This window comes from Neisseria sp. DTU_2021_1001991_1_SI_NGA_ILE_055, from assembly GCF_032342915.1.
In the GTDB taxonomy this organism is placed as follows: domain Bacteria; phylum Pseudomonadota; class Gammaproteobacteria; order Burkholderiales; family Neisseriaceae; genus Neisseria.
On record NZ_CP135440.1, the window covers coordinates 1,542,016 to 1,565,820 of the forward strand.

Below are 23,805 nucleotides of genomic sequence, written 5' to 3' on the forward strand. Positions count from 1 at the left end.
AGACGGCATTATTTAAACCATGTACCTATCCATGAAACCCTCCCTAAAAACCTCCCTACTCAAGCTGATTTTAGTTGGTATCCTGTTCTACACCAGCTACGGTCTGTCCAATCATTACGCGGCATCGCTGGACTATGTGCAGGAAGTCGCTTTTGCATGGGAGCGCAATATTCCGTTTTGGGCATGGACGATTGTGCCTTATTGGTCGCTAAACCTGATGTATGCTGCGGCATTTTTCCTTTGCCGTGATACACATGAACAAAACCGATATGTAGCGCACCTTGTAGCCGCTCAACTGATTGCAACTCTTTGCTTCGTGCTGTTTCCGCTGCGTTTCGGGTGGTCCAAACCGCCTGCCTATGGGCTGTCGGGCTGGCTGTTTGATTCATTGGCTGCATTTGATTTGCCGTACAACCAAGCACCATCTTTGCATATCGCGTTGGCGATTATCGTGGGTGCGTTTTATTGGACGCGCTTTCCAAAAATCCGCCTGCCGCTTTTCTTATGGCAAAGCCTGATTGCTTTGTCGGTACTGACAACTTATCAACATCATTTTATCGACGTACCAACCGGAGCATTGCTCGGCTGGCTGGTGTTGTGGGCTTTTCCGCGTCAGATGGCTTCGCCGTTAAAACTGGGCTTGAGTCATGCACCCTCACAAAAGATTGCGCTGCTGTATTTACTTGGTGCGTGTTTGATGGTTTTACCAGCGCTGTTGGGTGGTGTGTGGCTGTGGCTGATATGGATTAGCATGTCTTTGTTGATGGTGGCCTTTGCCTATTTGACTGGAAATGTGGCTTTCTTCCAAAAACAGGCTAACGGTAAATTATCGGCAGCTGCGACGGTTTTGCTGTTGCCTTATCTGGTGGGCATACGGCTAAACATGACGTATTGGTTACGCGGTAAAGCGAAAACGGTACCAGTCCGCCATGATGTGTGGATTGGCAGCGTTTTAGGGATTTCAAACCATCTGCCTGCAGTATTGGATGTATGCGCCGAATATCCCTGCCGTAGGTATCAAGGAGAATATCGCGCTCTGCCTTTACTGGATATGGCAACGCCGTCTGAAAACGATTTGGTTCAGACGGCCTTGATATTGGAAACCTTGCGCCAAAAACACGGTAAAGTATTGGTATGTTGCGCTTTGGGTTATGGAAGAAGTGCCGCAGTGGTGCTGACGTGGCTGCTGGCCTATGGTGGCTGCAAAGACTTGGCGCAAGCGAAGGCCGAACTCAAACAGGCTCGGCCGCAAATGGTATTATCGCCGGCCACTGCCCAAGCAGTCGAAGCTGCGGCCAACCGTTTAAAACAAGGATGATAATGGACAACGCAACCGATAGCCGTATTACTGCCCACCTACTCTCTACCGCACATTATGTTGCCGCCTGCAATGCCCTGCTGCTTGCCTTATCGGCAAAATATGGCGGCACATGGTTTGCGGTGCAACTCGTCTTAGCAGCGGTTTTGTTGTACTGCCATATCCGCATTCACTTCGACCGCCGCGTGTTCCAAGACTTTGCCGACAACCACTACGCTCCTGAAGACTTTGACCAATCCTTACAGCAAAACGGTTTGCGCCAAATTTCAGGTAGCCGCACTTTGACCCAACGGATAAATGGCGCACTTTCCTTATGGCGCAAAAGCTTATACCTGACCGCCGCCCAATTTTTAATTTTGCTTATCCAAATCATTTGATTATTTTGCTGATTTACCCAAATCAAATCCTTAGCGGTATCTCACTCCCAAAGGCAGAAACAATGAAAAACTTCCTCAAAAAACAACTTGCCTGGCTTACTGACCAAGCCTTGTGTCTGTCGGTCTCTTTTCTTACGGGCGTACGCCCCAAAAGTCCGCGCGAGCTGACATTCAATCAGCACCAAAAAGTCTATTACGCCAATCACGGCAGCCATGGCGATTTTGTGCTGGTGTGGATTTCCCTGCCCCGCCGCTGGCGCTTGTCCACGCGCCCTGTCGCCGGTTCGGATTACTGGCTGACAAGCAAACTCAAACGCTTCATCATTCAAAACGTTTTCAACGCTTTGCTGATTCCGCGCCATAGTGATAATCCGCAAGCGATTACCGAACAGATGAAAAACGCACTAAACGCAGGCGACTCCTTGATTATTTTCCCTGAAGGCACGCGCAACACTGACGACAACACCATCCTGCTGCCGTTCAAGTCCGGCATTTATCACCTGGCGAAAAGCAAACCCAATACCGAATTTGTGCCGATTTGGATAGACAACATCAGCCGCGTACTGCCCAAAGGTAAAATCCTGCCTATACCGCTTTTGTGTGAAGTCCATATCGGACAGCCGCTTACCTTGCAGGAAAACGAAGACAAAGACAGTTTTTTGACACGCAGCCGTGAAGCGCTGCTGGCGCTCAGGCCGTCTGAAAACGACCGCAGCGATCTTCGTCAAAATGAATCCGAAATTCATCAAAACAAAGGAGGACAAGCATGAGCCTTTCTACGACTTCCCAACAAATCATCGTTGAACAAGCCGCCGCTCATCTGACTCCGCAAGCAGGCTATATTTTTGTCGGCGTATTTGCCGTATTGTGTTTTGCCAGCATCATCGGACAATGGCTCAAGCGCAAAAACGGTGCAGATAATGCCACCATCGCCAACCTCAACGCCCGCATTTACGCATGGTGGCTGATGACGCTGGTGTTGCTGGGTGCGTTTTGGTTCGGCAAAATCGGAACGGTTGTACTGTTTTTCCTGATTTCATTTGCCGCACTGCGCGAATTCATGACCCTCGTCTATCGCCGCCGCAGCGACTATTACAGCATGGTGGTCTGCTTTTACCTGTTGCTGCCGGTGCAATACTATTTCGTCTATGACGGCTGGTACGGCATGTTCAGCATTTTTATTCCGGTTTACGGCTTTTTGATACTGCCGATTATTGCCAGCCTCAGCGGCCAAACCGCGCATTTTTTGGAACGCGCCGCCAAAACACAATGGATGGCGATGATTTGCATCTTCTGTCTGTCCCATGTTCCGGCGCTGATGTTTCTCGACTTGGACGGCTTCGATAACAGCAACAATATCCTGTTGCTGATCTTCCTGATTGGCGTGGTGCAAGTATCGGATGTATTGCAATACGTTTGGGGCAAACTGATTGGTGGTGCAAAAATCATGCCTTCGCTTTCGCCATCAAAAACCATTTCCGGCACTGTCGGCGGTATTTTGTCGGCCACAGCCATTGCCGCGCTGATGGCGCCGATTACACCGTTCTCCCACGGCCAAGCAGCCGTTATCGGCTTTATCGTCTGCCTGATGGGCTTCTTTGGCGGCCTGGTTATGTCTGCCATCAAACGCGATTATGGTGTCAAAGACTGGGGCAATATGATACGCGGCCACGGCGGCATGCTTGATCGCGTGGATTCGATTTGCTTTGCCGCGCCCGTATTTTTCCACATCACCCGTTATTTCTGGAACGGCTAAACTTCAGGCCGTCTGAAAACTATTTTTCAGACGGCCTTTAATATCCGAAACCGCCAATCCGCCGATTCGTTATACAATACGCAACTCTTGTTATTACATACACACAATATGAATAGACCCTCTCCAATCTTTCCCATTTTTCTTGCTACGATTATCTTCGCTCTCATTGTTTGGTCAGGTATCAATCCCCATGACCGCGCGGTTTGGTACGCCGAAATCATCCCCGTAGCCTCCGTATTTTTCCTTCTGGTTGCCACTTACCGCATTTTCCGCTTCAGCAACTTGGCCTACTTATTCATGAGCTTCTGGCTGATCATGCATTCCATCGGCGCATACTATACTTTTGCCGATGTACCGTTTGAATCCATCAACCGCTTTGTCGAACCGATTTTGGGCGAAAACCGCAATCATTACGACCGTATTGCTCATTACATCATCGGCTTCTACGCCTATCCAATGGCTGAATGGCTGCTGCGCCGCAAGCTGTGTAATCTGCCGCTGGCCTTGTTTTTCTCCCTGTTCTTCATCATGAGCGTGGCTGCCGCCTATGAAATCATCGAATGGCAATATGCCGTTATCGACGGCGGAGAGGCCGGACTGGAGTTCTTGGGTTCTCAAGGCGATATTTGGGACGCGCAAAAAGACATGCTTGCCGATACTTTGGGCGCGTTAACCTCGCTGTTTATTTTTGTGTTTACCCGACCCGATAAACGTTTGGGTTTCTCTTAAATACATCCCTTTAAAGCAAAAGGCCGTCTGAAACCAGATTTTCAGACGGCCTTTTTTCATTTTTCTATCGCTATTATTGTAAAAATTAATAAATACGATAGTTAAAAACATAAGCCGATTTTGAAACAAAATCCGTCATCAAAATTTTTAAGCACATGAAATATATAAAAAACAACGTCTGTTAAGATTTTGTAAACAATATGCCTACGTCAACCTGAATTTTTCAATTTGATTTAAATCAGCATATCTTGTGTCATTAATCCATAAAATATCCGGAATTCTACAAAATATTGATTAACCCGATAGAGGTTATCATTAAGACGAGGAACACAAAATGCAGAAAATTCCAGAATTGGTCTGCCCCGCCGGCAACCTGCCTGCACTGAAAACCGCTGTGGACAACGGTGCGGACACGGTTTACATGGGTTTGAAAGATGCGACCAATGCACGAAACTTTCCGGGACTGAATTTCGATATGAAATCGGCGCGGGAAGGCGTAGCTTACGCCCATGCGCGCGGGCGCAATGTACTGATGGCCATCAATACATTTGCACAAGCGGGCCAAGTGGAGCGTTGGCACGCCGCTGTGGATACGGCGGCGGATTTGGGTGCCGATGCGATTATTGTTGCCGACCCCGCCATCATGGCGTATGCGGCAGACAAACATCCGAATTTACGCCTGCATATGTCGGTACAAGGTTCGGCCACCAATTACGAAGCCATCAATATGATGAAAGAGCTGTTCGGCATCCGTCGTGCCGTTTTGCCGCGCGTGCTGACCATCGATCAGGTCAAACATGTGATTGACAATACTGATGTGGAAATTGAAGTCTTTGGCTTCGGCAGTTTGTGTGTGATGGTGGAAGGCCGTTGCATCTTGTCGAGCTATGCAACAGGCGAATCACCCAATATGCAAGGCGTCTGCTCTCCGGCAAAATCCGTCCGCTGGGAACAACTGCCCGACCGCATGAACGTACGTCTAAACCAGGTATTGATAGACCAATACAAACCCAATGAACCGGCAGGTTATCCAACCTTGTGCAAAGGCCGCTTTGAAGTCAATGATGAAACCTACTATGCTTTGGAAGAACCGACTAGCCTGAATGTTTTGGAAATGTTGCCCGAACTCATCAAAATCGGTGTATCCGCCATCAAAATCGAGGGACGCCAACGCAGTCCGATGTATACGGCTCAGGTAACCAAATCCCTGCGCCAAGCACTGGATGCAGCCGCAGCCGACCCGTCGCATTTCAAAGTCAATCCGTCCTGGAACAATGCATTGAGCAAAGTTTCGGAAGGTCATCAGACAACTTTGGGCGCATACAACCGCCCATGGAAATAAGGGGGAAAAAATGAATTCATTGAAATTGTCGCTGGGCCCTATTTTGTTTTTCTGGCAAAAAGAAGCCCTGCTGGAATTTTACGTTTCCATGCTGGATACGCCGTTGGATACGGTCTATTTGGGTGAGGTAGTCTGCTCACGCCGTCAGAAAATGCGCTTTGCCGACTGGTTCGGACTGGCTGAAGACCTAGCAGAAAGCGGTAAGGAGATTATTCTTTCTTCACAAGTCCTGCTCGAAAGCGAATCCGATCTGAAACGCCTGCGCAAAATCACGGAGCAGGGAAAGTTTAAAGTTGAAGCCAACGACATGGGCGCGGTCAAATTGGCACGCGAACACGGCATCCCGTTTGTTGCCGGTGCAAGCCTGAATATCTACAATGAAACCACTTTGGACGTATTCCGAAAATTAGGGGCATTCCGCTGGATTGCACCGTCCGAGCTGAGCCGCGATAAGGTTGCCGAAATCATTAAGGCTTCAGACGGCATTGAAACCGAACTCTTTGCTTGGGGCAAAATGCCGCTCGCCTATTCATCACGTTGCTTTACCGCCCGCCATTACAATCTGAATAAAGACAGTTGCGAGTTCCGCTGCCTCGATCACGAGCACGGCATGGCCATGAATACGCGCGAAGACCAGCCGTTTCTCACCATCAATGGCATCCAAACCATGTCTTACGGCTGCCAAAACCTACTGCCCCACCATGAAGATTTGAATAAAATCGGCGTGAATATGCTCAGACTGTCGCCACAAATGCACGGCATGGCTGAAATTATCCAAATTCACCGCGATGTATTGGACGGAAAAGCCACATGGGAAGATGTCCGCCCCGAATTGGAACGACTGACTACCGGAACACTGGTTGACGGCTATTGGCGCGGTCAGCCCGGTATTGAAACCGTGAAGGAGGCATATTATGGCGCTGCCTGAAATCATATTACCCAAATGGATGGCGAAAATCGGTACCAAACTTCCCGGCAAACCTCCTCGCTTTGTTTTGGTCTCCGTATTGAATACCATGCTGAAAAAAGGTTTACTGCCTGCCGATATGGAACTTTTTGCCGGAAGGAAATTCGAAATCGAAGTCTTGGATGCCGGTATCAAAGTGCGGTTTAGTGCCGATACGGAAAAATTCCTGGACGATAACTTCAGCGGCACTCCTGATCTGAGATTGGCCGCCAACGGCATAGACTTCATGCGCATGATGATGCGCGAGGAAGATCCCGACACCTTATTTTTCAACCGTAAATTGCAAATTGAAGGCGATACGGAACTGGGGTTAATTACCAAAAACTTACTCGACAGCGTTGAGTGGCCTTTCAGCGAATGGTTCCTGAAACGCAGTACGTCCACTTTGGATTGATTAATCTTGGTTGAAACAAGAGCAAAGGCCGTCTGAATATTTCAGACGGCCTTATATATTTTGCCTCTTTTTGATATGTTTTTTCTTATTGGTTTTATCAAATATAAAAAAAGCGTACCTTGTTAGGTACGCTTTTTTCAATCCGACTCAAAATTAGAATTTTGCACCGGACTCATTTGCCATAAAGTCTACAGCCGCTTTAACTTCATCGTCACTCAAGCTGCTGTTGCCGCCTTTGGCAGGCATTGAATTAAAACCTTCAAGCGCATGTTTGTGCAAAGTGTCTTTACCTTGCTTAATTCGAGGAGCCCAGTCGTCTTTTTTACCGACAACAGGTGCGCCCGGAATCATACCGCCATGACATGTTTTACAGTTGGCTTCAAAAACAGCTTTGCCATCTACCTTAACCGGAGCCGCTTCTGCTTTTTCAGCAGGTTTGGCTTCAGCAACCGGAGCAGCTTTGGCATCTGAAGCAGCTTTATCGGCAGCAGGAGCCGAAGCGGCCGCCGGAGCAGAAGCATCGGCAGGTTGAGCTGCCGGAGCAGGCTCGGCTTTTTTAGCAGGAGCTTTTTTACCGTCTTTGTTGGACAAACCCCAAACATAAGCGGTCATGATGTGCAGCTTGTCTTTGTCGAGGAAGTGACCCCAAGCAGGCATTTGGCTGCTGCGGCCGTTGGTAATGGTTTCGGTAATCGCTTTTTGAGTACCGCCCCACAACCATACATCGTCGGTCAGATTCGGGCCGAGGCCTTGGATACCTTGACCTTTGTCGCCGTGACAAGTGAAACAGTTGGCAGGTGGGCCGCTAAACAGGACTTTACCGCGTTCGGCGCGTTCCTCATCATATTGGCCTTTAGGTTTAGAAAGGGACATCACATAATGTGTTACGTTTTTCACGCCTTCTTCACCCAAAGCAGGACCCCATGCCGGCATAGAGGCAGTACGGCCTTTTTCGATGGTTTCCTGAATCTTTTCAGGTTCGCCGCCCCACAACCAATCGTCGTCGGTCAAATTCGGGAAGCCTTTGGAGCCTTTGGCATCTGAGCCGTGACATTGGATACAGTAGGTATTGAAAAGGTTTTGTGCAATAGCACGGGCTTCAGGGTCTTTAGCCACTTTCTCAATCGGCATATTGGAAAATTTAGCATACACTTTACCGTATTGCTGATTGGCTTTGGCAACTTCTTCTTCATATTGACCATGGCTGCTCCAGCCCCACAGGCCTTTGTAATCGCCGATACCTGGATACATAATCAGGTAGCCGACGCCAAACAGCCATGTGCAGACATAAAGCCAAAACCACCAACGTGGCAGAGGGTTGTTGTACTCCGAAATGCCGTCCCACTCATGACCTGTGGTTTTTACTTCTTCGCCTTTTTTAGGGCGTTTCACAACGTTTTGCGAAAGCAGAAGCCAAGCCAGGCCGATGAAGCTGAGCACGACGATAACGGCAATATATATACTCCAGAAACTACTGGTAAATTGGGATGTTGTGTTCATTATTTTGCTCCGTGATCACGGACTGACTGAGCTTGATCGTCCTTTTCAGACGGCCTTTGTTCGTCATTATCGAAAATACTGCTGGCAGCATCGTCATAGTTTTTCTTATTGCGTCTATTGAACACAATATAGAGGACTAAAATAAAGCTGATGAATACCCAAACAGTAAAGAGCGAGCGAGCCCAGTTAGCGTCCATGATGTTACCTTACGTTTTTCAATGCCAAGCCCAAGCCTTGCAGGTAGGCGATAACAGCGTCCAGCTCTGATTTGTTGGCCAGCATTTCAGGTGCTTTGGCAATTTCTTCATCGCTGTAAGGTGTACCCACTTTACGCAGGGCTTTCATATGCGCCACAGTTGCCTCGGCATCGACTTTATTGCGTGCGAGCCATGGGAATGCAGGCATATTGGACTCCGGCACAACGTCGCGCGGGTTCAGCAGGTGGATGCGGTGCCATTCATCGGAATAACGGCCGCCGACACGAGCCAAATCCGGACCGGTACGTTTAGAACCCCATTGGAACGGATGGTCATAAACAGACTCACCGGCAACGGAGTAATGGCCGTAACGTTCAGTTTCTGCACGGAATGGACGAATCATTTGAGAGTGGCAGTTGTAGCAGCCTTCGCGCACATAAATATCGCGACCGGCCACTTGCAGGGCGTTATATGGTTTCACGCCGGGAGCAGGTTCGGTAACTGCCTTGGTGAAGAACAGCGGAACAGCCTCGATCAGAAGGCCGACGCTGACTACAAGCAGGGTGAATACAATCAGTACACCGACTTTTTCTTCAGCTAATTGTTGTAATTTCATTTTGGTAGCCTATCTTTCTTGTCATTAGTGGTGTTGAGTTTGAGAAACCGCAGGAATCTCAGCATCAACTGCTTTACCACTGATAGCAGTACGGTAAACGTTATATGCCATGATGCACATACCGCTCAGGTACAGAAGACCGCCTGTGAAACGAATCATGTAGTAAGGCATGGTACGTTTTACGGATTCAACGAAGGAATAAGTCAGTGTGCCGTCGTCATTCAAAGAACCCCACATCAGACCTTGCATTACGCCGGCAATCCACATTGCAGCGATATACAGAACCACGCCGATGGTCGCGATCCAGAAATGCGCCTCAACCAATTTGGTGCTGTACATTTCATTTTTGCCGAACAAGCGGGGAATCATATAGTAAACGGAACCGATGGTTACAAAGCCCACCCAGCCCAATGCGCCGGCGTGAACGTGTGCAACAGTCCAGTCGGTGTAGTGGCTCAGAGCGTTAACGGTTTTGATAGACATCATCGGGCCTTCGAAGGTAGACATACCGTAGAAAGACAGAGAAACGATCAAGAATTTCAAAATCGGGTCGGTACGCAGTTTGTCCCATGCGCCGGACAGAGTCATGATACCGTTGATCATACCGCCCCAAGAAGGCGCAAACAGGATCAAAGACAATACCATACCCAAAGATTGAGTCCAGTCAGGCAATGCAGTGTAGTGCAGGTGGTGAGAACCAGCCCACATATAAGTGAAAATCAAAGCCCAGAAGTGGACAACGGACAAGCGGTAAGAGTAAATCGGACGGCCTGCTTGTTTAGGGACGAAATAGTACATCATACCCAAGAAGCCGGCTGTCAGGAAAAAGCCCACCGCATTGTGGCCGTACCACCATTGAACCATCGCATCAATCGCACCTGCGTAAACCGGATAAGATTTCATCAAACCGGCAGGAATGCTGATATTATTGACGATGTGCAACAGCGCAACAGCCAAGATAAAGCCGCCGTAGAACCAGTTGGCAACGTAAATATGTTTGATTTTACGTTTGGCAATCGTACCGAAGAATACGATGGCGTAGGCAACCCACACCAGCGTAATCAAAATGTCGATAGGCCATTCCAACTCGGCGTATTCTTTACCTTGGGTGTAACCCATAGGCAAGCTGATGGCCGCAGCCACGATAACGGCCTGCCAACCCCAGAAGGTAAATGCAGGCAGCCAACCGCCAAACAGACGGGTATTACATGTACGTTGAACAACGTAGTATGATGTACCGATCAAACCGCAACCGCCGAATGCAAAAATAACCGCATTGGTGTGCAGAGGACGCAGGCGGCCGAAGTGGAACCAAGGTCCGATATTGGATAAATCGAGGGCAGGAGCAAAAAGCTGGGCAGCGACGATAACGCCGACCAACATGCCCACAATACCCCAAACTACAGTCATGATGGCGAACTGGCGCACCACTTTGTAGTTATAAGTTTGTGTGTCCATGGAAGTCTCCATAAATTATGGGTATAAAAAATTTTTATCTCACCCCAACCCCTGCATTTACGAAAAGCGCAATACGGCCAAGGCTCAAATTTTTCTAAATTTAACATAGACACCACAACATGCCAAGCAAAATTACATTCCAAATTGCATAAAATATTTAGCAAGACATAAATTCATTTCTTTTATAATCAATAAATTATTAAAACATACGCATTAAATCGGACAGGGTATTTTTTCAAGCCCCCTTTTTCATACAGTTTTATTGATATAGATTAAGCCCACCCCTTAAAACCCCTTATTCTTAATAAACTTTAGCAAATTAACCAATAGCCATGATTAATTACAAAATTACCCCCAACTTTCTGTCTCATGAATGGCACATCACCTTATCATTCACTCAAACCAATGATTCAGAAACAGAAATCAGCTTACCCAACTGGGTTCCCGGCAGCTACCTCATCCGTGACTTTGCCCGCCACATCACACACATCAGCGCGCGCTGCAACGGCAAAGCCCAGCCGCTGACACAAACCAGCAAAAACCATTGGCAAACCCCTGCCCTCAGTGGAGAGTGGGAAATTTACTACACTGTTTACGCATTCGACTTGTCAGTTCGCGGCTCGTTCCTCAGCACCGAGCGCGGCTTTTTCGACGGCGCGTGTCTATTCTTAAAAGTCCACGGACAAGAATACCGGCCACATCAAATCGAATTTTCCACCCTGCCGCACACATGGCAGATAGCCACCACCCTGCCCCAAACCTCGGCAACCACTTTTCAGACGGCCTCATACGCCGAGCTTATCGACCACCCGGTTGAAACAGGCATCATCGAATTTCTCGAATTTGAAGCACAAGGCATTCCCCACCGTATTGCATTAAGCGGCATCTATCCCGATTTTGACCGCGTCCGCTTCCTCGCCGATATTCAAAAAATCTGCGAAACCGAGTTGGCGATGTTCCCCTCCCCCGCCCCGTTTACCGAATACCTTTTCTTACTACATCTGGGCGACAACCTCTACGGCGGGCTGGAACACATCAGCAGCACTGCCCTACTCGCCGACCGCCACAGTCTGCCACCTTATAATATGGGCGAGGCCGACAAAGCCTATACCGAATTGCTCGGCCTTTTCTCCCACGAATACTTCCACGCATGGAACGTCAAATCCATCAAACCGGCCGTATTCGCACCTTACAACCTCGACCAAGAAAACTACACCGAACAACTTTGGGCATTTGAAGGCATTACCTCCTACTACGACGACCTCTTTCTTGCCAGAAGCAAAACCATCAGCCCCGAAGCCTACCTCACCCTGCTTGCACAAGGCATCACACGCGTCCAGCAGACACAAGGCCGTCTGAAACAAACACTTGCCCAATCCAGTTTCAGCGCATGGGACAAGTTCTACAAACAAGACGAAAACAGCCCCAACGCCATCGTCAGCTATTATCAAAAAGGCGCACTGGCCGCACTTTGCCTCGACCTCATCATCCGTGAAAAAAGCCAAGACAAATACACCCTCGACAGCGTGATGCAGCAACACTATCGCGACTGGTGCAACACCCATCAAGGCATACCTGAAAAATACTGGCAAACCCGTTGCCAAGAAATAACCGGTTTAGATTTAGAAACCTTCTTTCAGACGGCCTTATACAGCACCGAAGACCTTCCGCTCGCAGAATACCTACAAAGCGTAGGTGTCAAACTCGACTTTATCCCCCTGCCCCGCCAACATGGCGGAGCATTTGCAAGCGAACCCCAATCGGTTGCCCCAGCCAACGATTTGGGCGTACGTTTCAAACAAAACAGCGACCATGCAATCCTGACTCATGTATTTAATGGCGGCAGCGCAGAACATGCCGGACTCTGCCCGCAAGACAAAATCATCGCCTTAGGCGGCTACGCCTGCAACGACCTTGCAGCACAGTGGAGCAAACTGCCTATCGGCACGCGCACCACCATCCATTTCTTCCGCCAAGGCTTGTTGCGCGAAACCAGCATCACAGTCCAAGCAGCTGAAGCCAATACCGCCCTGCTGCACATTATCGATCGCCAAAAACTCGAAAACTGGTTGTACAATCATTAAATAAAACTTCAGACGGCCTGCTACTTCACAGGCCGTCTGAAATCAACATATCCATTCAATATAAAGAAAGGAAAAACTATGCCCATCCGCAAGCTGACCGACTCCCTCTATATCGCCCCCCAACTGACCGAAGCCGATGTTCAAGAAGCCGTACGCCTCGGCATCCAAACCGTCATCTGCAACCGTCCGGACGGCGAAGAAGAAAACCAACCGGCTTTTACCGAAGTGCAAAACTGGTTTAAAGAGGCCGGCATCAACCAATTCTCACACCAGCCCGTTGTCGCACCTCAAATCAACGCAGCCAATGTCGCAGCCTTTCAAAATCTGTTGCAACAATCTCCGACTCCTATCCTTGCTTTCTGCCGTACCGGCACCCGTTGCTCCCTACTTTGGGGTTATCATCAAGTGCAACACGGCGCATCTGTAGCCGAAGTGGTTGCAGCAGCCGAACAGGCAGGCGTCAATCTCAGCAACTTTGAAGCCCGCCTGCAAGAAGCCAAAGATAAAGGTTTGGCTTAATACCTAATTTATATCGTAAATAGTAGCCCTTAAAGCCATCAGGCCGTCTGAAACCGATTATTCAGACGGCCTGATGGCCTTAGCTTATTTTTAATTTATTTCCACTATCTTAAAGATATATTTTCTAAATTAAAACAGAATTGACCTGTGTCAATACCCCAATCCTATTTTCATTTATAATGCCTTCCAATGATTCAGGGCCATGCCCGAATCTTCCAGTTTCCTCGATAAGAGCCAGCTCTCTTATTAAATGATTTTTCTTTCCTCTTGATGTGTGTGTGTTTGGGTGTGGCTGAGTGCCACCCCCTTTTTTTATACCTACCCTCTTGAAGGCCGTCTGAAACTTTCAGACGGCCTTTTCTTTCCCCTAGCAAAAATAGTATAAAATCCCCTTATCGTTCAAACCACAAACCCAAAACACCATGGTCAACAAACTCACTCCCCCTCCCAGCCTGCCCGATCCCCAAGACCTCCGCGCCGTTATCGCCTACAACATGCGCCTCTACCGCGTCAACCACGGCTGGTCGCAAGAAGAACTCGCACGCCAATGCGGACTCGACCGTACCTACGTCTCCGCCGTCGAGCGCAAACGCTGGAACATCGCCCTTTCCAACATCGAAAAAATCGCATCCGCACTCAAAATCGCCCCTTACAAACTTCTCCTTCCGCCGCAAGAAATGCTCCGCCAAATGACCGAGCCTGCCGATACCCAAGCCTAATTCACAACCAGACACCATCATGACCGCCGCCCAACACGCCATTCAAACCTACCGGCAGCAAAGAGCCACAGCAGAAGCCGCCTACCGCAAAAACAACCGCCCTACCGTTTACTTCCGCGACCATATCGCCGCTGCCGAAACCCTGCTGCAAACCCTCTGGCAAATCCACTTTCCCGACAGCGACGACATCAGTCTGATTGCCATCGGCGGCTTTGGGCGTTGCGAACTCTATCCTCATTCCGACTGGGATTTAGCGATTATTTCCAACACACCATTTTCAGACGGCTTGCAACAGCAAACCGCCCAATTTATCCAAACCCTTTGGGACGCACACCTCAATCCTGCCATCAAAAGCGGCAGCATAGAAGAAATCCTCCAAAGCACCCAAAACGACATTACCGGCGAAACCGCCTTTCTTGAAGCACGCCATCTCCAAGGCAACGCCAACCTTACCGCCCAACTTCTAAACAAACTCAACACACGCCGCAACACAGCCGCCTTCATCGAAGCCAAACTCCTCGAAATGGAGCAACGCCACACCAAATCCCAAGGCACAGGCGCACAACTCGAACCCAACATCAAAACCTGCCCTGGCGGCCTGCGCGACATCCATACCCTTATCTGGACAGCCAAAGCACAAGGCATAGACAGCAACCCCACCGCCCTCGTTACCGCCGGCGTCCTCACACGCACCGAAGCCGGCATGCTGGCCCACGGCTACCGCCGCCTCGCCAACATCCGCATTCACCTCCACCTTACCGCCGACCGCCCCGAAGACAGGCTGCTTTTCGACTACCAGTCCCAAGTCGCCGAAAGCTTAGGTTATACCCAACCCGACATCCGCGGCAGAAGCGAAGCCCTGATGCACACCTTCTACCGCGCCACCAAAGCCATCAAACAACTCAACGGCATCCTCATTCCGATTCTCAAAAACCATCAAACCCCCGGCCGCCTCCAGCACATCCATCCCATCGACAGCCACTACAAACGCATCGGCCACCAAATCGCCGCCAACGACCTTGCCCTGTTCGAGCAAAACCCCGAACACATCTTCACCATCATCCAAACCATGCAGGAGCAAAACATCACCACCATCGAGCCGCAAACCCTGCGCGCATGGTGGGCGGCCACACGGAAAATCAACGCTCGTTTCACCCAAAACCCAGAAAACCGCCGCCGCTTCATCCAATTCTTCAAACACGGCACCGGCCTTACCCAAACCCTCCGTTTTCTCAACCTCTACGGCGTACTGGGCCGCTATCTCCCCGCATGGGAAAAAATCACCGGCCTGCTCCAACACGACCTCTTCCATATTTACCCCGTAGACGACCACATCCTGACCGTCGTCCGCAATATGCGCCGTCTTGCCATCGAAACCCACAGCCACGAAATGCCCGAGGCCAGCGCCATCATGCAGGCCTATCCACGACCGTATGTCCTCTACACCGCCGCCCTGCTGCACGACATCGCCAAAGGCCGTGGCGGCGATCACGCCAAAGAAGGCATCAAAGACGCCCAGCAATTCGCCGCCGACCACTACTACACCGACGAAGAAAGCCACCTCCTCGCATGGCTGGTTGAAAACCACCTGCTCATGTCCACCGTTGCCCAAAAAGAAGACATCCAAGATCCGCACGTCCTCCAAGCCTTTTGCCGCCGTATTCCCACACGCGAATACCTCGACGCACTCTACCTGCTTACCATTGCCGACATCCGCGGTACCAACCCAAAACTTTGGAACACATGGCGCGCCAGTCTGCTCCAAACCCTCTACCACAGCACCGCCGCCGTTTTAAACAGCAAAAACCACGATCCCGAGCGCCTCCCCAACCGACGCGAACAAGCCGCGGCCGACCAACTCACGCGCGCGGCCGTTCCCCTCAAAAACCAACAAAAACTCCGCCGCATCCTCGGCAGCGCATACTACGTCCGCCATCAGACTCGGGAAATCCTTTGGCACACCGCAAACCTCGCCTACGATACCCAAAGTCCGGCCGTCCGCAGCCGCATCCTTCCCCAAAGCAACAGCCTTCAAGTCATGGTCTTCATGCCCAATGGCGACCGCCTCTTCGCACGCCTCTGCCGCATTTTCAGCAGCCACCGCTTCGACATCCAAGCCGCCCGCGCCTTCATCACCGAGCACGACTACATCCTCGACACCTTTATCCTCCAACTTCCCGACAATCTCCCGCCGGAAGAATATCCCGACCGCCAAAGCGCACTCGAAGCCGAACTCAACAGCTTCATCCACGGCAATACCACCGTCCAAAAACAAAGCGGCCGCCCGCACATCAGCCGCCGCATCCGCCATATCCCCATTCCGCCTACCGTGATCATCACCCCCGAAGAAGATTATCCCGGCTGGCACACCATAGACATCACCGCCGTCAACCGACCCCACCTCCTCGCCGACATCGCCGAGACCTTCTTCGCACACAACATCAGCCTGCGCTACGCCAAAATCACCACCCTGGATCAGCGCATTGAGGATAGCTTCATCACCTATAGCCCATCTCTACAAGACCCGCAGACCCAAAACACCCTAAAACAAGCATTGATCGAAGTCTTGACCCCATAAAGGCCGTCTGAGCATCTTAAAAACATAGGGTGAGCATTTTTTGCCCACCCTAATCGCATTCAATATATAAACATCCTGAATATACCCTCCTCAAACACTCAAGAAATCCAAAGCCTTAAAAATCAAAACCAGACCACTCCCTGATATAAAACTACATTACAAAATCATAACCCAAATAAATATAATTCCAAATACAAAATTTCATTCACCTATTACACCAAACCCCTTTTCAAATCCCCTCCTTCCAAACCATTTCCCCATCAATATTCACACAAAATACATACCCAAAATAAAACCCATAAAAAACAAAAGAATAAAATCACAAAAAATCAAACCGACCGATTAAGCCATAAAAACACCGCCTGTCCAAACCAATTAACATATTATTAAATTAAACTAATTTCTGACAAAAAACGTCACACACCCAAACTTGTCTCCCTTCCCTGTCACAAAAAACACAAAACTGACAAAAAACGTCAACCGCCCTATTTTCTAAAATCCTGAAACTTTCAAACAAAACCTCACAAAACTTAAAAATTGAAAAATAAACTCAATAAAAACAACAAATAAAAAATAAAAAATAAAATTTTCAGCCCATTTTCCACACTTGGCACACCGACTGCTTGAAACAACACGTCCGGTAAGGCCCAAGCCTCAAAGCAGCAAGCCCGACGGAAGCTGTATATTCCTTCTTACTTTATGGTTTACTCATAATACAAAGTGCCAAGCACATTACGGACTTTTTACTTAAACATAATTATTCACACTTTCAAACTGGAGTTTTAATCAATGAAAGCAATCCAAAAAGGTTTCACCCTGATCGAATTGATGATCGTCATCGCCATCTTGGGCATCCTGGCCGTAATCGCTCTGCCTGCGTACCAAGACTACACTGCACGCGCCCAAGTTTCTGAAGCCATCACTTTGATGGAAGGTCAAAAGTCCGCTGTTGTTGAATACTATGCAGATAAAGGTAAATGGCCTACTAGTAATACAGAAGCAGGTATTGCAGCACCTACCGACATTAAAGGTAAATATGTTGAAAAAGTTGTCGTCAGTAGAAATGGTGTCCTGACTGCAACAATGAAAGGTAAAGACGTCAATAATGACATTAAAGGTAAAACGGTTGTGTTATCACCTGATGTGACTGGTAATGCTGCCTCTTCTAAAGGTTCTTTCACTTGGACCTGTAAGAAAGGTACTGTTGATAGCAAATTCTTGCCTTCTTCTTGCCGTTAATAATTTGTTACCAACAAATTTAAAAGCTTATAAAGTAAATCCCATAATATGATTATGGGATTTACTTTATAAAATAAAATAGGAAAACGACATACTTAAAAAATGAAAAAACTACGCAAAGCCCAAACCGGCTTTAGCCTGATTGAGTTGATGATTATTATCGGCATTATCAGCATTTTGACAGTATCAGCTCTTCCTGCATACCAAAACTATGTTGCCAGAGCACAAGTAGCAGAAGGCATCATGCTGGCAGGAAGTATGAAAAGCTACGTCGAAGAAGCCTATGCGGATAAAGGCAGCTTGCCGCTTGACCTCAACATCAAGCAACTCGCTTCAGACGATAATAAAGTCGGTAACTATGTAAAGATTGTCCGTATTGAAGATAACGGCACTATTGTTGCCGCCATCGGTAATCAAGCCGCCGTACCTGTTAAGAATACCGAAATTCACCTAATACCAAGCTTTGCGAAAACAGGTAATACCAAAGGCACAACAGTTTGGTCTTGCGGCGGCACCATGGATACATACTTCCTTCCCATATCCTGCAAACAAAGCTTGTAAGCTTATTTTCCAAAATACAAAAATACATTGCGAAGAAAACATCCCAAGCAAAGCCAAATACAAACGCGGAAAACGAATCAAAGCAAAAGAGCAAAACTCTCCAAAACAAGGTCATTAAGAGCCTGAATCATCACATTACGAGAATAAATGCCGTCTGAAATCCATTTTCAGACGGCCTCTTTATATCTAACATCCACTAAGGATTAGAATATGTAATTTTATTGAGCATTCCCAAGTAAAAACCCTCTACCCTATTCAAATGCTGAATATCATCTTCTCGCCAAAATCTTCCTTCCCCTTAACCAAGTCAACACAAGACCTTTTATTTAATGCCTTCCCCCGTTGGAGCCGTTAAATGGTGGTCTTGCCAGCCAAATAATGGGGATCATGCTGATAAATATGATACTGCCTGCCAAGAAGATTTCATTTGAGCCAATAATAAAGCCTTGTTGGGAAATGGTACTATTTATCGCAGCTAGGGCTTGCTCTTTGCTCAGGCCATTGGCCATCATGCCTTGAATAGATTGGTTGCTGATTGAGGACAATGAATTAATATGTTCGGTCAGCTGAGTATGGTGCAGAGCTTCGCGCCGTTCCCACATGGTGCTGACAACGGATACTCCGACACCGCCCATAAAGACACGCAAGAAGTTAGACAGGCTACTGGCCGAGGCAATTTGATTGCCTTTCATATGCGACAGCGTGATACTGGTCAAAGGCAGGAAGAACATGGCTACGCCTAAACCCTGCCAAAATTGCGGCCAAACGACGTTGCTCATATCCATGCCGGCATAGAAATCGGTTCGCCAATGGAATGTGTAGGCAAACACCAAGAAGCTGGCACTGACAAACAGACGCATATCGACGCGATTACCAAACTTACCGATAATCGGCGACAGAATAATCGGCAAAAAACCCACCGGTGCAGCAGCCAAACCGGCCCAAGTAGCGGTATAGCCGAGATTTGATTGCAACACCAAAGGCAGCAGGGTCAATGTGCCCATATAGACCATAAAGCCCAAGGATGTCGCAACAACGCCTATCGTAAAGTTTCTATTTTTAAACAATGACAAATCAACAATCGGGTATTTCTCGCCCAGCTCCCAAACAATAAAATAGGTCAGAAACACCAAAGCGGTAACGCCCAAAACGATAATCTCTCCCGAGGCAAACCAATCCAACTCTTTACCCCTATCAAGCATCATTTGCAATGCGCCGATACCGACAATCATCAACACCAGCCCGACGTAATCAATCGGCGCCCTAATGATTTCGGTTTCCCTGTGTCTAAGCTGTTTCCAAGCAATGGAGGCGGATAAAACCCCGATCGGGATATTGATAAAGAAAATCCATCCCCAATGCCAGTTGTCCGAAATCCAACCGCCTAGAATCGGTCCCAATACAGGGGCAACGACGACAGTCATCGCCCATAAGGCCAATGCCAATGTTCGTTTTTCAGGCGGATAGGAAGCCATCAGAAGACTTTGGGACAAGGGAATCAAAGGCCCGGCAATGAAACCTTGCAATACACGGAAAAAAACCAAGGCTTGAAGATTATGTGCCATACCGCACAGCCATGACGTTACGACAAACCCGATCACAGCAGCAATAAAGATTTTAACCTCGCCAAACCGCTTGGCCAAAAAGCCGGTCAGGGGGACGGAAATGGCATTGGCTACGGCAAATGAGGTAATCACCCAAGTGCCCTGCGTGGTCGCTGCGCCCAAATCCCCTGCGATAACCGGCACGGCGACGTTGGCGATGGTGCTGTCCAAGACTTCCATAAATACGGCCAAGCTGAGCGCCAACGTTGCCAACACCAGCTTAAACCCTTGTAACGGCGGATAATTCATATTTTTAAACTATAAGACAACCGCCAAAGCGGTCAATTGAAGAGAATCAATATTTCAGACGGCCTGAGCCTTCAATAAAAGCCCCAGGCCGTCTGAAAAGATTATTTTGCGTATTGCTCGAAGATTTTATCGACTAAAGCATCGGCGGCTTTCCAATCCACACTTTCAGTTTCCGGCAGCGCAGTATTTCGTTCTGCTTCGGCAGTCATGGCTTTACCGCTGCCCTTCTCGGCAACATCGACTTTAACAGTCATCGACAAACCGACACGGAGCGGATTTTTTTGCAATTCTTTGGCATCCAAACTGATGCGCACCGGCACGCGTTGTACGACTTTAATCCAGTTGCCCGTTGCATTTTGCGCCGGCAGCAATGAGAACGCACTGCCCGTACCGGCCGACAAGCCCATGACCTTGCCATGGTAAACCACTTTACTGCCGTACAAATCGGCTGTCATTTCAACAGGCTGGCCGATTTTCATTTTACGCAGTTGCGATTCTTTAAAGTTGGCATCCACCCACAATTCAGACAGAGGTACAACGGCCATCATCGGCGTACCTTGCGCGATACGTTGACCGACTTGGACATTGCGTTTGGCAATTTGGCCACTGATTGGCGAACGGATTTGCGTACGTTGCAGATTCAGCCAAGCGTCTTTGATGTGGCTGATGGCCGTCTGAACCGCCGGTTGTTGGCGCAGCGGAATATTGCTGCCCAATGCTGCCTGAGCAGAAACTTCTTCCGCCTCAACCGCTTTCAATGCAGCCTGAGCCTGAACCACAGCGGCGCGGGCATGGCTGAGTTCTTCGCCGGAAACCGCTTCCGTACCCGCCAAAGATTCGCGGCGGCGCAAATCGGCTTGCGCACGGGCCAGATCGGCTTTACGCAACAATACTTGCGCTTTGGCTTTTGAATTGACCGCAGTTTGCTGTTTGTTTTGACGGATGGCCTGAATCAATTCATTTTGCGCGCGATCGTATGCCAGCTGAAAATCGCTGTCGTCCAAAGCCACCAACACATCGCCTTTTTTCACGACATCCGTATCGTCATACATGACTTTGCGCACCGTGCCGTTCACCTGCGGCGTAATCATCACCAAATGACCGGCCACATAAGCATCTTCCGTTTCTTCTTCATGCTGCCAAAACAGGAAATACGCCAAAGCAACTATGGCTGCCGTAATAAGGAATAGGAGTGTAACGATAACCAAATTGCGTTTGCGATGCGTTTTTGCGCCGGACGCGGCTACTTCCGTTTCATTTTGGACATTATTTTTTTCTGATTGAGTATCCATAAGTCCCAACTTTAATTCTGTACATGTGATAACGATATTATTGTCTTGCCGGGCTGCTGGCTCCACCCTCAACCCAATACGCGCGCGAAACGCGCTAAGGGGTAATATTCTATAGTTACACTCTATTCATTACAATAATTTCTTCCGGTAGCAAATGTAAATCAGGTAAGGAAAAGGCCGTCTGAAATTCCTTTCAGACGGCCTGCCGTTTTAATCAAATGTTTATTTCTTATTTAATTTAAAGCCTCCGCCCAACTGGGCATTGAGGTTACTCCAAGCTGTCAGATATTCTGCATGGTATTGGACTGCCGACATTTTCGTACGCACAGCTTCGTCTTGTTTTTGCAAAGCGGTCAAGCCGTTATCCAAGCCTGCACGAACACGTCCTTTCGCATTTTGTACAGATTTATCTGTAATATTGACCATCTTGTTCCAAGTATCTTGTCGGCTTTTCAGGCTTTGATAGTCCACGACGGCATCTGCCGCCGCACGCATGGCGTTCAAAACAGTTTGGTCGTACACGGCAACCTGCTCGTTATATTGGGCGCGTTTGCCCGCCAATTTGGACTGCAGCGCACCGGAAGTAAACAATGGCAGATTCAAAGCCGGAACAATGCCCAACATACCGGATGTCCGTCCGCGAATCAGATTGAACGCATCAATATGCGTCATGCCTGCCAAAACTTTCAACTCAATATTCGGATAAAATTCTGCTTCGGTTGATTTGACGATATGCCATTTCTCTTCAAGCAAGGCTTTTTGTGCCGCAATATCGGGGCGGGCCGCCAGCAAATCCGCTTCAATACGGCTAACCGGCAATGACGGCACAGCGGCCATTTTTTCCGGAACCTGTCCATTTAATGCACCCGGTACACGGCCGGTCAACACTGCCAGACTGTTGCGGATTTTCTCGTTTTTCTGAGTCCATGCCGATTTTTCAAGCTGCAATTGTTGTTGCGCCATTTCCAGAGCGTGCAATGCATCGGCAGGCGCCAGCTGCGCTTTAACGCGTTGTTGCATCAGTTTTAATGCCTTATCCGCCAACTCTATGCGCGTATCCAACAGCGCCAGTTGTTCTGTCGCCATCTGCCACGCAAAATATTGGGCGGCAACAGCATGAGCCAGCTCGGTGCGGATATGCTGCGCCTCATAAACCGCAGCCCGGCTTTTTCCCAAAACGGCTTGAATCTGCTCTCGGTTTTTACCCCAAAAATCAAAAACCAGGCTGCCTTGCAAGGCTGCGTTCGCCAAAACCAATGTATGGTCGGTATCGACCATACCGGCTTGAGGTTTGGGTGAAACATAAGCACCCAAACCTGTAACACCCAAGCCGATTTGAGGTTTATTTGCGGCCCCTACAACTCCCAGCTGCGCCTGAGCCTGCTCAAACCTTGCTTTGACAACACGCAGATTGGTAGATGTCTGAATGGCGGAAGCAATCAAATTGTTTAATTTTTGATCTTTCAGCTTCATCCACCAGCCGTCTTGGGCAGCAGCGGCAGATTGGCCTTGCGGCAGCGGATAGGCTGTTGTCTCATCCAAAGGCGACTGTTTACCGAAGGGCGCACATGCCGCCAACAGCGAAACTGCGGCAACGCATACGCTTGATTTGACCAAACCTAATTTCATACAGACTCCGTTTATGTGTGCCTGCCGCAGACCATCAGGCCGTCTGTTGTCAATTGCCCAAACGGTTCAACAGTTTACCCAACAGGTGTTGCAGCGTATCATAATCCTCTTTCGTGAAATCTTCCCACGCTTGGCCGCTCTGACGGGCAATTTGCGGCCATACTTCGTGGATAAAGGTCTCACCCGAAGGGGTCAATTTTAGCACAATCTGACGGCGGTCTTTTTGATTGATATAACGCTCCACCCAGCCGCGCTCGACCATGTCATCCGACAGGCGTGTGGCACTGGTGCGCGTCAAGTCCATCAAGTCGCTCAAGCGCGAAGGCAGGATTTCGCTGTTTGGGCTGACGTAAACCGCCATCAGGGAAAACCACAGATTTTCATTGATGCCGAACGCTTTCAAGTTTTCATTCAAATGGCTGCTCAAACGTTCGGTTACAATGCGCAACATGCGGGATACTTGGTTTTGCTGCTCGGGAAATTGAGGCAGGCGGGTGGAAAGCAAATGCATTGCATTGACTAATTCGGTTTGTGAAAAACTCATAAATTCCTTCTTTCTGAGTGAATTATTTTATCCGATACCAATCAGAATAAAATATGATGTAATAATTTACTTTAAAATACCAATTACTTACTTTAAGACGTTATACTAATTCAGATGATTATTTTAGTGTATG

At 48.7% G+C, this 23,805-nt stretch carries 22 protein-coding genes; 14 read left to right on the forward strand and 8 right to left on the reverse strand.

Features of this window, described 5'->3' with window-relative positions; all coding sequences use genetic code 11:
- The first annotated feature begins 31 nt into the window (after window positions 1–31).
- The 8 genes from RRV97_RS07235 (at window position 32) to RRV97_RS07270 (ending at window position 6,883) form a co-directional block, all read left to right on the forward strand.
- Window positions 32–1,318 (forward strand): phosphatase PAP2/dual specificity phosphatase family protein, encoded by a 1,287-nt coding sequence (locus RRV97_RS07235; protein ID WP_315611134.1) that lies wholly within the window; start codon window positions 32–34, stop codon window positions 1,316–1,318.
- A gap of 2 nt (window positions 1,319–1,320) precedes the next feature.
- Complete coding sequence (locus tag RRV97_RS07240; RefSeq protein WP_315611135.1) at window positions 1,321–1,695, forward strand: hypothetical protein; 375 nt, start codon at window positions 1,321–1,323, stop codon at window positions 1,693–1,695.
- 62 nt (window positions 1,696–1,757) lie between these two features.
- Window positions 1,758–2,465 (forward strand): lysophospholipid acyltransferase family protein, encoded by a 708-nt coding sequence (locus RRV97_RS07245; RefSeq protein ID WP_315611136.1) that lies wholly within the window; start codon window positions 1,758–1,760, stop codon window positions 2,463–2,465.
- Window positions 2,462–3,451 (forward strand): phosphatidate cytidylyltransferase, encoded by a 990-nt coding sequence (locus RRV97_RS07250; protein WP_049348281.1) that lies wholly within the window; start codon window positions 2,462–2,464, stop codon window positions 3,449–3,451. Before RRV97_RS07245 ends, RRV97_RS07250 begins: the two co-directional genes overlap by 4 nt.
- A gap of 108 nt (window positions 3,452–3,559) precedes the next feature.
- Window positions 3,560–4,180, forward strand: coding sequence for a DUF2238 domain-containing protein (locus RRV97_RS07255; RefSeq protein ID WP_315611137.1), 621 nt, complete (start codon window positions 3,560–3,562; stop codon window positions 4,178–4,180).
- Between the two features lie 334 nt (window positions 4,181–4,514).
- Complete coding sequence (locus tag RRV97_RS07260; RefSeq protein ID WP_003748766.1) at window positions 4,515–5,522, forward strand: peptidase U32 family protein; 1,008 nt, start codon at window positions 4,515–4,517, stop codon at window positions 5,520–5,522.
- A 10-nt stretch (window positions 5,523–5,532) separates the two neighbouring features.
- Window positions 5,533–6,450, forward strand: coding sequence for a U32 family peptidase (locus RRV97_RS07265; protein ID WP_315611138.1), 918 nt, complete (start codon window positions 5,533–5,535; stop codon window positions 6,448–6,450).
- A complete protein-coding gene (locus tag RRV97_RS07270) occupies window positions 6,437–6,883 on the forward strand; it encodes an SCP2 domain-containing protein (RefSeq protein ID WP_003748771.1) in 447 nt (148 codons plus the stop codon). Before RRV97_RS07265 ends, RRV97_RS07270 begins: the two co-directional genes overlap by 14 nt.
- Window positions 6,884–7,036: 153 nt before the next feature.
- On the opposite strand, the gene ccoP is transcribed toward RRV97_RS07270, so the two are convergent.
- The 4 genes from ccoP to ccoN are packed head-to-tail and all read right to left on the reverse strand — an operon-like array spanning window position 7,037 to window position 10,654.
- Window positions 7,037–8,383 carry a cytochrome-c oxidase, cbb3-type subunit III gene (gene ccoP, locus RRV97_RS07275; RefSeq protein WP_315611139.1) on the reverse strand — a complete coding sequence of 449 codons (1,347 nt, stop codon included), beginning with the start codon at window positions 8,381–8,383 and terminating at the stop codon, window positions 7,037–7,039.
- Complete coding sequence (locus RRV97_RS07280; RefSeq protein ID WP_003748776.1) at window positions 8,383–8,580, reverse strand: cbb3-type cytochrome oxidase subunit 3; 198 nt, start codon at window positions 8,578–8,580, stop codon at window positions 8,383–8,385. The genes ccoP and RRV97_RS07280 overlap by 1 nt, the downstream gene beginning before the upstream one ends.
- 4 nt (window positions 8,581–8,584) lie before the next feature.
- Window positions 8,585–9,196: a cytochrome-c oxidase, cbb3-type subunit II gene (ccoO, locus tag RRV97_RS07285; RefSeq protein WP_003748778.1), complete on the reverse strand. Its 612-nt coding sequence runs from the start codon at window positions 9,194–9,196 to the stop codon at window positions 8,585–8,587.
- A gap of 24 nt (window positions 9,197–9,220) precedes the next feature.
- On the reverse strand, window positions 9,221–10,654 hold the full coding sequence (gene ccoN / locus RRV97_RS07290; protein WP_003748780.1) for a cytochrome-c oxidase, cbb3-type subunit I: 1,434 nt from the start codon (window positions 10,652–10,654) through the stop codon (window positions 9,221–9,223).
- Window positions 10,655–10,986: 332 nt separating this feature from the next.
- Here ccoN and RRV97_RS07295 point away from each other — a divergent pair, with 332 nt between their 5' ends.
- From RRV97_RS07295 to RRV97_RS07320, 6 genes are all read left to right on the forward strand, one after another.
- Window positions 10,987–12,738: a M61 family metallopeptidase gene (locus RRV97_RS07295; protein WP_315611140.1), complete on the forward strand. Its 1,752-nt coding sequence runs from the start codon at window positions 10,987–10,989 to the stop codon at window positions 12,736–12,738.
- A 78-nt stretch (window positions 12,739–12,816) separates the two neighbouring features.
- Window positions 12,817–13,257, forward strand: a complete 441-nt coding sequence (locus RRV97_RS07300; RefSeq protein ID WP_315611141.1) for a TIGR01244 family sulfur transferase — start codon at window positions 12,817–12,819, stop codon at window positions 13,255–13,257.
- A gap of 422 nt (window positions 13,258–13,679) precedes the next feature.
- Window positions 13,680–13,976: a helix-turn-helix domain-containing protein gene (locus RRV97_RS07305; RefSeq protein WP_003680870.1), complete on the forward strand. Its 297-nt coding sequence runs from the start codon at window positions 13,680–13,682 to the stop codon at window positions 13,974–13,976.
- 19 nt (window positions 13,977–13,995) lie between these two features.
- Window positions 13,996–16,554, forward strand: a complete 2,559-nt coding sequence (gene glnD / locus RRV97_RS07310; protein WP_315611142.1) for a [protein-PII] uridylyltransferase — start codon at window positions 13,996–13,998, stop codon at window positions 16,552–16,554.
- Between the two features lie 789 nt (window positions 16,555–17,343).
- On the forward strand, window positions 17,344–17,793 hold the full coding sequence (locus RRV97_RS07315; protein ID WP_315611143.1) for a pilin: 450 nt from the start codon (window positions 17,344–17,346) through the stop codon (window positions 17,791–17,793).
- A 102-nt stretch (window positions 17,794–17,895) separates the two neighbouring features.
- Window positions 17,896–18,354, forward strand: a complete 459-nt coding sequence (locus RRV97_RS07320; RefSeq protein ID WP_315611144.1) for a pilin — start codon at window positions 17,896–17,898, stop codon at window positions 18,352–18,354.
- Between the two features lie 326 nt (window positions 18,355–18,680).
- Here the strand turns inward: RRV97_RS07320 and RRV97_RS07325 are convergent, their stop codons facing one another.
- The 4 genes from RRV97_RS07325 to RRV97_RS07340 all read right to left on the reverse strand — a co-directional run bounded on the left by RRV97_RS07325 (window position 18,681) and on the right by RRV97_RS07340 (window position 23,672).
- Window positions 18,681–20,207 carry a DHA2 family efflux MFS transporter permease subunit gene (locus RRV97_RS07325; RefSeq protein ID WP_315611145.1) on the reverse strand — a complete coding sequence of 509 codons (1,527 nt, stop codon included), beginning with the start codon at window positions 20,205–20,207 and terminating at the stop codon, window positions 18,681–18,683.
- Window positions 20,208–20,308: 101 nt separating this feature from the next.
- Window positions 20,309–21,499 carry an efflux RND transporter periplasmic adaptor subunit gene (locus RRV97_RS07330; RefSeq protein WP_315611146.1) on the reverse strand — a complete coding sequence of 397 codons (1,191 nt, stop codon included), beginning with the start codon at window positions 21,497–21,499 and terminating at the stop codon, window positions 20,309–20,311.
- A gap of 222 nt (window positions 21,500–21,721) precedes the next feature.
- Window positions 21,722–23,128 (reverse strand): efflux transporter outer membrane subunit, encoded by a 1,407-nt coding sequence (locus tag RRV97_RS07335; protein ID WP_315611147.1) that lies wholly within the window; start codon window positions 23,126–23,128, stop codon window positions 21,722–21,724.
- Between the two features lie 49 nt (window positions 23,129–23,177).
- Window positions 23,178–23,672: a MarR family transcriptional regulator gene (locus tag RRV97_RS07340; protein ID WP_003748495.1), complete on the reverse strand. Its 495-nt coding sequence runs from the start codon at window positions 23,670–23,672 to the stop codon at window positions 23,178–23,180.
- Between the last annotated feature and the right edge of the window lie 133 nt (window positions 23,673–23,805).

Excerpts from the sequence above, each read along its gene's own strand:
- RRV97_RS07270 (WP_003748771.1), top strand. The coding sequence starts at position 6,437 with ATGGCGCTGCCTGAAATCATATTACCCAAATGGATGGCGAAAATCGGT.
- RRV97_RS07265 (WP_315611138.1), top strand. The coding sequence starts at position 5,533 with ATGAATTCATTGAAATTGTCGCTGGGCCCTATTTTGTTTTTCTGGCAA.
- RRV97_RS07325 (WP_315611145.1), bottom strand. The coding sequence starts at position 20,207 with ATGAATTATCCGCCGTTACAAGGGTTTAAGCTGGTGTTGGCAACGTTG.
- RRV97_RS07295 (WP_315611140.1), top strand. The coding sequence starts at position 10,987 with ATGATTAATTACAAAATTACCCCCAACTTTCTGTCTCATGAATGGCAC.
- RRV97_RS07260 (WP_003748766.1), top strand. The coding sequence starts at position 4,515 with ATGCAGAAAATTCCAGAATTGGTCTGCCCCGCCGGCAACCTGCCTGCA.
- RRV97_RS07340 (WP_003748495.1), bottom strand. The coding sequence starts at position 23,672 with ATGAGTTTTTCACAAACCGAATTAGTCAATGCAATGCATTTGCTTTCC.
- RRV97_RS07245 (WP_315611136.1), top strand. The coding sequence starts at position 1,758 with ATGAAAAACTTCCTCAAAAAACAACTTGCCTGGCTTACTGACCAAGCC.
- ccoN (WP_003748780.1), bottom strand. The coding sequence starts at position 10,654 with ATGGACACACAAACTTATAACTACAAAGTGGTGCGCCAGTTCGCCATC.
- RRV97_RS07300 (WP_315611141.1), top strand. The coding sequence starts at position 12,817 with ATGCCCATCCGCAAGCTGACCGACTCCCTCTATATCGCCCCCCAACTG.
- RRV97_RS07330 (WP_315611146.1), bottom strand. The coding sequence starts at position 21,499 with ATGGATACTCAATCAGAAAAAAATAATGTCCAAAATGAAACGGAAGTA.
- RRV97_RS07335 (WP_315611147.1), bottom strand. The coding sequence starts at position 23,128 with ATGAAATTAGGTTTGGTCAAATCAAGCGTATGCGTTGCCGCAGTTTCG.
- RRV97_RS07240 (WP_315611135.1), top strand. The coding sequence starts at position 1,321 with ATGGACAACGCAACCGATAGCCGTATTACTGCCCACCTACTCTCTACC.
- RRV97_RS07320 (WP_315611144.1), top strand. The coding sequence starts at position 17,896 with ATGAAAAAACTACGCAAAGCCCAAACCGGCTTTAGCCTGATTGAGTTG.
- RRV97_RS07280 (WP_003748776.1), bottom strand. The coding sequence starts at position 8,580 with ATGGACGCTAACTGGGCTCGCTCGCTCTTTACTGTTTGGGTATTCATC.
- RRV97_RS07255 (WP_315611137.1), top strand. The coding sequence starts at position 3,560 with ATGAATAGACCCTCTCCAATCTTTCCCATTTTTCTTGCTACGATTATC.
- RRV97_RS07305 (WP_003680870.1), top strand. The coding sequence starts at position 13,680 with ATGGTCAACAAACTCACTCCCCCTCCCAGCCTGCCCGATCCCCAAGAC.
- RRV97_RS07235 (WP_315611134.1), top strand. The coding sequence starts at position 32 with ATGAAACCCTCCCTAAAAACCTCCCTACTCAAGCTGATTTTAGTTGGT.
- ccoO (WP_003748778.1), bottom strand. The coding sequence starts at position 9,196 with ATGAAATTACAACAATTAGCTGAAGAAAAAGTCGGTGTACTGATTGTA.
- RRV97_RS07250 (WP_049348281.1), top strand. The coding sequence starts at position 2,462 with ATGAGCCTTTCTACGACTTCCCAACAAATCATCGTTGAACAAGCCGCC.
- RRV97_RS07315 (WP_315611143.1), top strand. The coding sequence starts at position 17,344 with ATGAAAGCAATCCAAAAAGGTTTCACCCTGATCGAATTGATGATCGTC.
- ccoP (WP_315611139.1), bottom strand. The coding sequence starts at position 8,383 with ATGAACACAACATCCCAATTTACCAGTAGTTTCTGGAGTATATATATT.
- glnD (WP_315611142.1), top strand. The coding sequence starts at position 13,996 with ATGACCGCCGCCCAACACGCCATTCAAACCTACCGGCAGCAAAGAGCC.